Annotated in this window: 8 protein-coding genes; 1 reads left to right on the top strand and 7 read right to left on the bottom strand. The window is 62.3% G+C overall.

The features are described from left to right. Nucleotides 1-2,589 (bottom strand): filamentous hemagglutinin N-terminal domain-containing protein (locus tag VI26_RS21575; RefSeq protein WP_156183989.1); only part of this gene is annotated, 2,589 nt, incomplete at its 3' end. 69 nt (nucleotides 2,590-2,658) lie between these two features. Next, nucleotides 2,659-4,068, bottom strand: a complete 1,410-nt coding sequence (locus VI26_RS21570) for a ShlB/FhaC/HecB family hemolysin secretion/activation protein (protein ID WP_231581082.1) — start codon at nucleotides 4,066-4,068, stop codon at nucleotides 2,659-2,661. Here VI26_RS21570 and VI26_RS25120 point away from each other — a divergent pair. Then, nucleotides 4,009-4,302, top strand: coding sequence for a hypothetical protein (locus tag VI26_RS25120; RefSeq protein ID WP_231581083.1), 294 nt, complete (start codon nucleotides 4,009-4,011; stop codon nucleotides 4,300-4,302). The genes VI26_RS21570 and VI26_RS25120 overlap by 60 nt on opposite strands. A 201-nt stretch (nucleotides 4,303-4,503) precedes the next feature. Here VI26_RS25120 and VI26_RS21565 read toward each other — a convergent pair whose 3' ends face one another. The 5 genes from VI26_RS21565 to VI26_RS21545 all read right to left on the bottom strand — a co-directional run. Beyond that, complete coding sequence (locus tag VI26_RS21565) at nucleotides 4,504-5,769, bottom strand: nitronate monooxygenase (protein WP_048411829.1); 1,266 nt, start codon at nucleotides 5,767-5,769, stop codon at nucleotides 4,504-4,506. 196 nt (nucleotides 5,770-5,965) lie between these two features. Then, nucleotides 5,966-7,975 (bottom strand): M13 family metallopeptidase, encoded by a 2,010-nt coding sequence (locus tag VI26_RS21560; protein ID WP_048411828.1) that lies wholly within the window; start codon nucleotides 7,973-7,975, stop codon nucleotides 5,966-5,968. A gap of 309 nt (nucleotides 7,976-8,284) precedes the next feature. Continuing rightward, on the bottom strand, nucleotides 8,285-8,704 hold the full coding sequence (locus VI26_RS21555; protein ID WP_048410867.1) for a biopolymer transporter ExbD: 420 nt from the start codon (nucleotides 8,702-8,704) through the stop codon (nucleotides 8,285-8,287). A 13-nt stretch (nucleotides 8,705-8,717) separates the two neighbouring features. After that, entirely contained in the window at nucleotides 8,718-9,161 is a 444-nt protein-coding gene (locus VI26_RS21550) for a biopolymer transporter ExbD (protein WP_048410866.1), read from the bottom strand. Nucleotides 9,162-9,171: 10 nt separating this feature from the next. Further along, nucleotides 9,172-9,745, bottom strand: a 574-nt coding sequence (locus VI26_RS21545) for a MotA/TolQ/ExbB proton channel family protein (RefSeq protein ID WP_048411827.1), incomplete at its 5' end; no start/stop codon positions are given.

Genomic DNA, 9,745 nt, shown 5'->3' with positions numbered 1-9,745 from the left:
CTGCAAGCTACCGCCGTGGTTATCGATATCAGCGGCATTGACGTCCAGCGCCGCATTGCCGGCAATCTTGCCCTGGTTGACCAGCTGACCGCTGATCTCCAAGCTGCTGGCGGCCTCCTTGCCCAGCGCCAGAATCTGGCCCTTGTCAGCGTTGTTGACGCTGGCCGCCGTCAGTTGCAGATCCTTGCCGGCCTGGATCAGGCCAACTCCATTCTCCAGTTGGCCGACCGTCAGCTTGAGCTGGCCATCACTGCCCAACAGACCATCGTTGCGCAGTAAGTCGCCAACGCTGAGACTCAGGCTTTGCGAGCCGATCAAGCTGCCCTTGGCGTTGTTCAGCTGACTCAGTTGGGCGTCCAGAGCTTGCTGGGCGAAGACTTCGCCGCCCTGATTGCTGAGCGTGTCCGCCTTCAGGCTCAGATCCTTGGCAACGATGTGGCCGCCATCGTTGTTCAGGCTGGCTTGTTTGTTCAGATTCAGCTTGTCCGCCGACTGCAAGCTACCGCCGTGGTTGTCGATGTCGGCGGCGTTGACGTCCAGTGCCGCATTGCCGGCAATCTTGCCCTGATTGTTCAGCTGGCCGCTGATCTCCAGGCTGCTAGTGCTCTCCTTGCCCAGCGCCAGAATCTGGCCTTTGTCGGCGTTGTTGACGCTGGCCGCGGTCAGTTGCAGGTCCTTGCCCGCCTGGATCAGGCCGGCCCCGTTCTCCAACGCACCGGCCGTCAGCTTGAACTGGCCATCACTGCCCAGCAGGCCATCATTGCGCAGCACGCCGCTGGCGTTCAGCTCCAGGCCCTGCAAGGCGGTCAATCGTCCCTGCGCATTGTCGATTTCCGCAGCCTTGACCTCGGCTTTGGCGTCGCTGTGCAGCTTGCCTTGCTCGCGGTTGTCGATTTTGTCCACGCTCACTCGCAGCGTGTCCGCGCCGGCGTGGCTGATCTCGCCATGTCGGTTGTCGATGGCCGCCGCCTCCACGCTCAGCGTTTTGCCCTGACTAGCCATCACGCCATCACGATTGTCCAGCACCCCTTGCAAGCGTACCGAGCCGGCCGCCGCGCCGCTTTGTGCGATCAGGCCGCCACGGTTATCCAGTGCCCTCGCCTGCAGTTCTAACTGCCCGGCGCTCAGCGCGCCCTGTTGCAGCTTGATGTCCTCGCCGGCTTGCAAACGAGCCAGATTCTTGGCGCCCAGCTTGGCTTGCGAAGCATTCAACTCGCCGTCCACCGTCACCCTCAAATCGCCGTGGCTAGCGCCTACAACCGCGCCCTGCAACTGGGTGCTACCCGCCTGAATGTTCACATCGCCGCCGGCCAGCAATTCCCCATGGAAATCCAGGCCCGCGCGGCTGCGCAGCGTCAACGCGCCAGCCTCGCCCAATTGACCGTCGGCTTGGGCGCCGGCGGCCACGCTGCCCTTGCCCGCCACCGCGGCTGCTTCCAGCCCCAACGCACCGCCCGCCGTCAGGCTACCTTCCAATTGGGCTGCGTCGGTGGCGGCCACTTGCAGCGCGCCCTGGCTGCGAGTCTGGCCGCTGTGCTCCAACTTGCCACCGCTGTTGAGCTTGATGTCCTGCTGGCTGAAGGTCTTGCCTTTCAGCACCAGGTCGCCGGCGCTGGTCAGTTGCAAATCGCCGGCGCGCGCCGCCATTTCGCCCTGCTGCCTAACCCCCACCCCCATCTCGGTGCCCACCAGGCGGATGGCGTTGGCGTACATCCCTCCCAACTGCGCCACGTCCAGTGCGAAGGCCGGTGCGGTGCTGCCATCAGCCGCCAGCGGTCGCGCTTGCAAGGTGTCCGCGTCCACTTGATTGCGGCCCAGCACCAGCTCCAGTTGCTTGGCGTGAAGTTCGGCATTCACTTGCAGCGCACGGCTGATGATGGCGAATTTATCGACATTGCCGGCGTTCAGGCCCGCGCCGCCGATGCTGATGACGCCGCCGTTGACTTGAAAGCCGGTCAAAGCCCCCTGGGCGTTGAGTTGCGGCGTGCCGGTGCTCAGCATCGCTTGCTGGGTGTTGATGAAGCCGCAACCGCTACAGCTGATGCCCCATGGGTTGGCTACCACCACTTGCGCGCGCTGGCCTGCCACTTCCAGATAGCCGTTCAATTGCGAGGGGTTGGCGTGGGTGACTTCGTTGAGGATGATGCGGGCGCTGCCGCCAGCCAGATTGGGGTTACCACCGACATAGCCGGCCAACTGGGTATTAACGACTTGCGCGCTATTATTGAGCACCGCCCCCTTGGAGCCGACGTTGAACTGCTGGTACTGGTTGTGGGACACGCCAGCGGCGCTGGGCGTGGCGATCTGCACCACCGGCAGTCCATTATTGGCCTGAATCACCGTCGGCCGCTTGCCTGCCACCGCGCCGGGATCGGCAACGATGTCGGCTGCCAGCGCCGCGCTGCCCAGGCTGACGCCCACCCACAGCGCACACAGTTTGAAGCCGAAGCCGCGCGCGGCGACGAATTTCACCCCCGCCGCATTCTGGCCACGGCCGCTGCCCTTGCCCTGCCCGCTGGCGGTTTCCTGCACCGCCATCAGTTGGCCGCGCGCTTGATTGAAGATGATGCGATAGAGTGATTTATTCATGATGAGGACGCCGAAACGGTACAGGGCCACGCCTCATCCACCTGGACGAGGCACGGGGCTGGGCAAGGTCTATTGCCAGAGCAGGGTCAGATTGAAATGGGTGATGGCGGGCCGGTTCCAGCCTTGCGGCTGGTGCATTGCCCGTTCATGGCCAAGCTCGGCGCTGAGCCGGCTCGCCAGTTGCAAACGCAGGCCAGCAGCCCAGCCGGATAGGCTGCGGGTGGCGTCGTCGGTATAGGCGGGGTGCAGCACCCTCCCCGCATCCAGGCCCAGATAGCCTTCCAGCTGTGCGCCGGCCACGGCTGGCAGCGGCGCGCTCAGTTCATTGCGCCAGTACAGGCCACCACGTCCGCTGAGGCTGTTGCTATTGAAGCCGCGCACGGTGTAGCGGCTGCCGATGGAAAACTGTTCCGAGGGCAGCAACGGATCGGCACTGTATTGGCCGCGCAGTTCGCTGTTCCAACGCCAGTTTTGGCTGCCCAGGCGCAGCGGCAGCTGCAAAGCCAGCCGGCTTTGCAACAGTTCATGGCGTGCGGTGAAACCGGCGGCGGTGGTTTGCACCTCGTTTTGCGCACCCCAACCGCCAATGCCGCGCTGATAGCCCAGCGAGGCGTCCAGCACCGCTTCGCCCAGATAGCGGCGATGGCTCAGCTCCAGGCCGACGATGGTCAGATCGCGGCGCTGCTGCACGATTTCCGTGTCCTCGATAAAGCTACGCGAGGCTTTGCGGGTCAGGCTGGCCTTGAGCTCGGTTTTGCTGCTCTGGTCGCGGTGTAACAGACGCGCCAGCGACAGCAGGGTATTGCGGCTGTGGCCACTGGAAGAGAAGGATTGGTTGGTACCCTGGAGTGTTTGGCGATAGGAGAAGGCGCTATAGCTGGCGAACGCGGTCCAATCGCCCCAGGGCAGCAGCCAGGATACGGTATGCGCCTGACTCCGCGGGTGGGCAAGATGCTCGGCATCCTGACTCCAGGACAGGGACAGCAGGTCGTTGAAACCGGTGGCGCCGCCCAGCAGCAGGCTGGCGTTGCTCTGCAGCCGGCCGGTGGCGGGCTGGCCGCTGTCGTCCAGGCTCAGTTGCCCGGTCAGCTGGCGCGCGCGGCTGCGACTGACTGCCACATCGCTTTCGCCCGGCTGTTGTCCGGGGACGATTTCCATCGTCGCCTGCTGGGTGGGCACTCGCCCTAATTGTTCCAGACCCTGTTCCAGCGCGCGCACATTGAGGATGTCGCCAGCGCCAAGCGGAAAGGCGGACGCCAGGCCGCGGTCGCCCGGCCCATCCTTGAGCCGGATTTGATGGATGCGGCCCGGCACCACCGCCAGCCGCAAGCGGCCTTGCTTCAGGTTCTGCTCCGGCAGATAAACCCGGCTGGTCACATAGCCGCGCTCCACCATCGCATTGCTCAACGTGGAAACCACTTGGTCCAGCTGCGCCAGGCCCAAGCACTGGCCTTGCCATGGCTTGAGCGCGTCACTCAGCCAAGCCAGCCATACCTGCGGCGCCCCATCCAGTTCAAATCCTTGAACAGGGAAGCAAGCCCCCCCCTCCCCCAAAGATTGTTCTACAATTTTTGGCTTGTTCTTTGGCAAAAGCAGGAAAGTATCCGGCCGTTCCTGCAACCCTTGGCGCTGCAGCTCCAATTGTTGCTGCTGATTCCTAAGTATTTGATCAGCAATCTGATCCTGCAGAGCACCGCCCTGAGCGGCAGGTAATACAAAGCCGCCAATAGCGGCGGCGATCAAGTTCTTCATCGTCACGAAACAGCTTAGAGTATTTATCTTAAATTATTCATATATAATTTTTAGCGACATTTTAAATAAAAACACTTGAATGAGATTTACGTATAAACACTTAACGATGAATAAAAAAAGACGGGAGCACATGCTCCCGTCTTTTTCTTGAAACTACTCTGCTTATGCGATAACTGTGCTCTCCAGCTCCGGCAAGGCGATTTTGTGATCCTTGCTGTATTGGTAGTCTTGGAACACGTGCTCGGCGCTGAGCAGTTGATAGCTGCCGTCATCGCGCCGGACTGTGGTGTCCTTGAGACGGTAGGCATTGTGGCCACAGGTCCAGCAATCGAAATTGCGCATCTGCGTGCACAGACAGGTCTTGTCCCATACCTTGATGCGACGCTCGCCTGGATGGGCGGCCACTTCGCGGTTGTAGGCATCGATATAGGAACAGCCGCCCTTGGCATCCAGCAGGTAGCCATAGGCCTCGCAGTTGGGACGGATGCCGTCGCCGATGGCCGGGCAGTGCTTGATCATCCGCATCGGATAGCCGGTGGGTGACAGCTGGTTGACTTCGATATCGTCCTCATTGGCCTTGAAGTACTCCTGCTGCACTTTCTCCGGCAAGCCGCATTCGCGCGCCACGGTGAAGCGGGTGGCCACTTGCACCGCGCCGGCGCCCATTTCCAGGAAGTTGGTCGCATCGCTGCCGGTGAACACGCCGCCAGCCGGAATCAAGGGGATGTCCAGTTGCTCGGCCCGCAACCAATCGCGGATTTCCACGACGATGGCGGCCAGATCGTATTGCGCCCAGTCCATGCCGAAGCCGAGGTGGCCGCCGGCCAGCGGGCCTTCCACCACCACGTAGTCCGGCAGGCGATTGCTGCGCGCGCTCTTTTTCAGGAATAGCTGTAGCGCGCGCAAGGAGGAGACGATGATGCCAAGCTTGGCGTCGCGGAAGCGCGGATGGTCTTCCATCAGCGCGAAGGAACCCAGGTGCAGGCCGGCGGCCAGGGTGATGCCGTCGATGCCCGCGTCCAGCGCGGCGTGCATGCGCGTGCGCAAGGTGTCCTTGGGCGCGTTCATGGTCAGCTTTTCCATGCAGTTGATGAAGACCAGGCCGTCGCCGCACTTGGCTTCCATGGTCTTGCCCACATGCATGCGGGTGGCTTCGGCCAGCAGGCCCAAGTCGAACTGCACGACGGACTTGTCGCTGTTCTCGACATTGAATTTGTACTGCTTGAGCTTGTCTTTGACGTATTTGGTGTTGAAGCGGCGGTCGGTCACCGTGGGCACCATGGCGTCGGAAATATGGCCCACGCCACCCAGCCTGGCCGCTTCCAGCGCCAGCGCCGAGGTGGAGATGTCCACGCCCATGCCGCCTATCATGATGGGCACCAGTTCCTGCGTGCCTAGCCGCAGTCTGAAATCGTCAACGCACTTCATTAAATCAGCCTATCTCTCCTGAATGCTGGCGGGCATTATCCGCCTGCCTCTTTGGAAAATCCATTTTTTTAGAGTTTTTGCTCCGAGAAACCCAAGCCGGACTCAAAGCACTATGCCCCAGCCAGATTGCAGCCACGCTACACGCAGGACCCAGCGCAAAAGCCGGGGCATGCCCCGGCTTGCCTGGGTTCCGCGCTTACCAGATACGGATGCGCTCATCCTGCGGCTTGAACATCTTGTCGCCCGGTTTGACTTCGAAGGTTTCGACGAAGGCATCGCTATTGCTCGCCGCGCCGATGGCGCGGAATTCGCCCGGCGAGTGCGGGTCGGTCACTAGGCGCGACAGCAAGGCTTCGTCGCGGATCTTGGTGCGCCACACCTGGGCGAAGCCGTAGAAGAAGCGCTGATCGCCGTTCATGCCGTCCAGCACCGGCGCGCTCTTGCCGCCCAATGACAGCTGGTAGGCCTTGTAGGCGATTTGCAGGCCGGCGTTGTCGGCAATGTTTTCGCCCAAGGTCAGCTCGCCGTTGATGTGCTTGCCCGGCAGCGGCTCGTAGGCGTTGTACTGCGCCACCAGCTTGCCGGTCAGTTGGTCGAAGCGAGCGCGGTCTTCCGCCGTCCACCAGTTGCGCATATTGCCATCGCCGTCGAACTGGCTGCCCTGATCATCGAAACCGTGGCTGATTTCATGGCCGATCACCGCGCCGATGCCGCCGTAGTTGACCGCGTCGTCGGCCTTGGCGTCAAAGAACGGCGGCTGCAGAATGGCGGCCGGGAACACGATTTCGTTCAGCGAAGGGTTGTAGTAGGCGTTGACGGTCTGCGGCGTCATGCCCCACTCCTCGCGGTCCACCGGTTTGCCCAGCCTGGCCAGCATGCGGCGGTATTCAAAAATCGAGCCGCGCTTGATATTGCCCGCCAGATCGTCGCGCTTGATCTCCAGGCCGCCGTAGTCGCGCCACTTATTGGGGTAGCCTATCTTCAGCATGTATTTGGACAGCTTGTCCTGCGCGGCCTTCTTGGTGGCCGGGCTCATCCAGCTGAGCGTGTCTATGCTCTGGGCGTAAGCCTTCATCAGATTGCCCACCAGCACTTCCATCTTGGCCTTGGATTCCGGCGGGAAGTAGGCTTGCACATAGAGCTTGCCCAACGCCTCGCCCAGATTGCCCTCCACCGCCTTCACGCCGCGCTTCCAGCGCGGCTGCTGTTCCAGGGTGCCGGCCAGCGCCTTGCCGTGGAAGTCGAAGCGGGTCTGGGCCAGGGTGTCGTCCAGATAAGGCGCGTAAGCGTCCAGCGTCTGCACCGTCAGATAGTCCTGCCAGTCTTGCAGCGGCTGCTCCGCCGCCAGCTTGGCCCAGGCCTGCGCATAGCTGGGCTGGTTGACGTTGACCGCGCTGATGCCGCCGGCCTCGGCCGCGTCCAGGAAGGCCTGCCAGTCAAAGCCCGGCGCCTGTTTTTTCAGCTCGGCCACGCTCATCTTGTTGTAAGTCTTCTGCGGATCGCGGTTCTGCACCTTGCTCCATTGCGCTTCCGCCAACTTGGTTTCCAGCGCGAACACGCGTTGGGCGCGCCGCTCCGGCTCGCTATAGCCACCCAGCTTGAACAGCTTTAGCAGATAGCCGCGATAAGCTTGGCGCGCCTTCTCGAAGCGCGCGTCCTTACCCAGGTAGTAATCGCGGTCCGGCAGGCTCAGGCCGTTCTGGTACAGCCCGGCCAGGTACTGACGCGCGTCCTTGGCGTCCGCTTCCACATAGAAGGCCAGGGGCTGCTGCACGCCCAGGCTTTGCGCCGAACCCATCCAGGCCGCCAGCGCGCGCTTGTCCTTCAAGGCGGCGATTTCCGCCAACTCGCCGCGTAGCGGCGCCAGGCCCAGCTTGTTCAGCGCGGCCTCGTCCATGAAGCTGTGATACAGATCGCCTATCTTCTGCGCCTCCGGCGAAGCGCCTGGCTGAGCCGCGGCGCTTTCTATCAGCTTGCGGCTGCGCTCCAGGCTCAGGTCGCGCAATTGCTTGAAGGCGCCGTCGTTGTCTTCCGACGCCGGCAACACCGCGTGCTTGACCCAGTTGCCGTTGACCGCGTGATAGATATCGTCCTGCGCTCGCACCGCGCTGTCGAAATGCTGCTTGTCGATGCCGGTGGCAACGCCGGCCTGCGCCTGCCAGGCCAGCAGCAGGCTGGCGGCAAGCAGGGCTAACTTCATTTTCATGTTGTTTCCTTTCTCTCTATTTCTCTGCGGCCCTGTTTTCCTTGTTTTGGTTCCGGCGGAAAGTTGGGACCGGCTCACAGGTGCAAAACAAAGGCAGCCCGCGGGCTGCCTTTTCCAAAAAGCGGTCCAGTATCACTTTTCATGACAAAGACAACTTTATGCGCAAGCTTATAAAGGATCTGACCTAGAGGGGCTTAGAGTGGCTAACAAAACTCAGTTTTACGGCTGAGGCAAGGCGCGCCGACGCAGACAGTACATTGAGTACGGCAAGTCGGCGCAACGCAGCATCAGGAGTTTGGTTAGCCGCTCTTATTGCACGAATTGTTCCGACCCTACAATCCCCAGCTTGGTCACCCCCAGACGCTGCGACTCCGCCAGCACCATCGCCACCGGCTCATACCCCGCGTCCTTGTTCGGCTTGATGTGAAACTCCGGCTGCGGCACCCGCGCCGCCGCTTCCGTCAGCTTCTTCTCCAAGCCCTCTCGGTTCGCCAGCCGCTCGCCGTTCCACAAGATACCGTTGTCCGCCGCAATGTCGATCTGCACCACCACCGGCTTTTCCAAGGGCTTGGCGGGGCTGCTCACCGGCATGTCCAGCTTCACCGCGTGCGTCTGGATCGGAATCGTGATGATCAGCATGATCAACAGCACCAGCATCACGTCGATCAAGGGCGTGGTGTTCATTTCCACCATCAGATCGTCGTCGGACGAGCCTACATTCATACCCATCTTGCTCTCCCTTCTAGTTCCGCGGCGGCGGCTCGGTAATGAAAGCGATCTTCACGATCCCCGCCTGCTGCACCGCCAGCACGATACGGCCGATCGGGCCGTACTTCGCCGCCAGGTCCCCGCGGATGTGCACTTCCGGCTGCGGGTCCTTCTTCGCTTCCTTCACCAGCCGCGCCAACAATTCTTCCTGCGTCTTCACCGGCGTGGTGTTCCAGTAAATGGTGTTGCCGGTGTCCACACCCAGCACGATGTTCTCCGGCTTGGTCTGCGTCGGGATATTGCTTTCCTTCGGCAGCGCCATCTTCACCGTCTGCGTCACCACCGGCACCGTGATCAGGAAGATGATCAGCAGCACCAGCATCACGTCCACCAGCGGCGTGGTGTTGATCGCCGACATCACCGCGTCTTCGTCGCCCTTGCCGTGGCCCTGGCCGAATCTTGCGTTGCGCCCCTTCATCGTCCGCTCCTCAGCGGCTGGCGAGCAGGCTGGCGTGCAGACGTCCCGCCACCACGCGCACCATGTCCAGCACCAGCTTGTTGCGGCGCACCAGCCAGTTGTAGCCCAGCACCGCCGGCACCGCGACGCCCAGGCCGATCGCGGTCATGATCAGCGCTTCGCCCACCGGGCCCGCCACTTTGTCGATGGACGCCTGGCCGGACATGCCGATCGCCGTCAGCGCGTGGTAAATACCCCATACCGTGCCGAACAGGCCGACGAACGGCGCGGTGGAACCCACCGTCGCCACCACCGACAGGCCGTTTTGCATATGGTGACTGGCGGAGTCCACCGCGTCGGAGATCGCCATCGACACCCAGGTGTTGAGATCGACGCGGCCGGCCAGTTCGCCCTTGTGTTCGCCAGCCGCCTCAATGCCGGCCACCGCCACCGCGCTGAACATGCCTTCGTCGGCCAGTTCGCTGGCGCGCTTTTGCAGCTCCGCGCCGTGCACCGCCAGCAGCTCGCGGCCTTGCTTCAGCAGGCGGCGCTGTTCCAGCAGCTTGACGATGCCGACATACCAGGTGGCCGCCGACATGATCAGC

The organism is Chromobacterium sp. LK1, assembly GCF_001043555.1.
GTDB lineage: Bacteria > Pseudomonadota > Gammaproteobacteria > Burkholderiales > Chromobacteriaceae > Chromobacterium > Chromobacterium aquaticum.
Note: the sequence above shows the minus strand (reverse complement) of the source record. Positions and strands in the feature narration are given on the sequence as shown.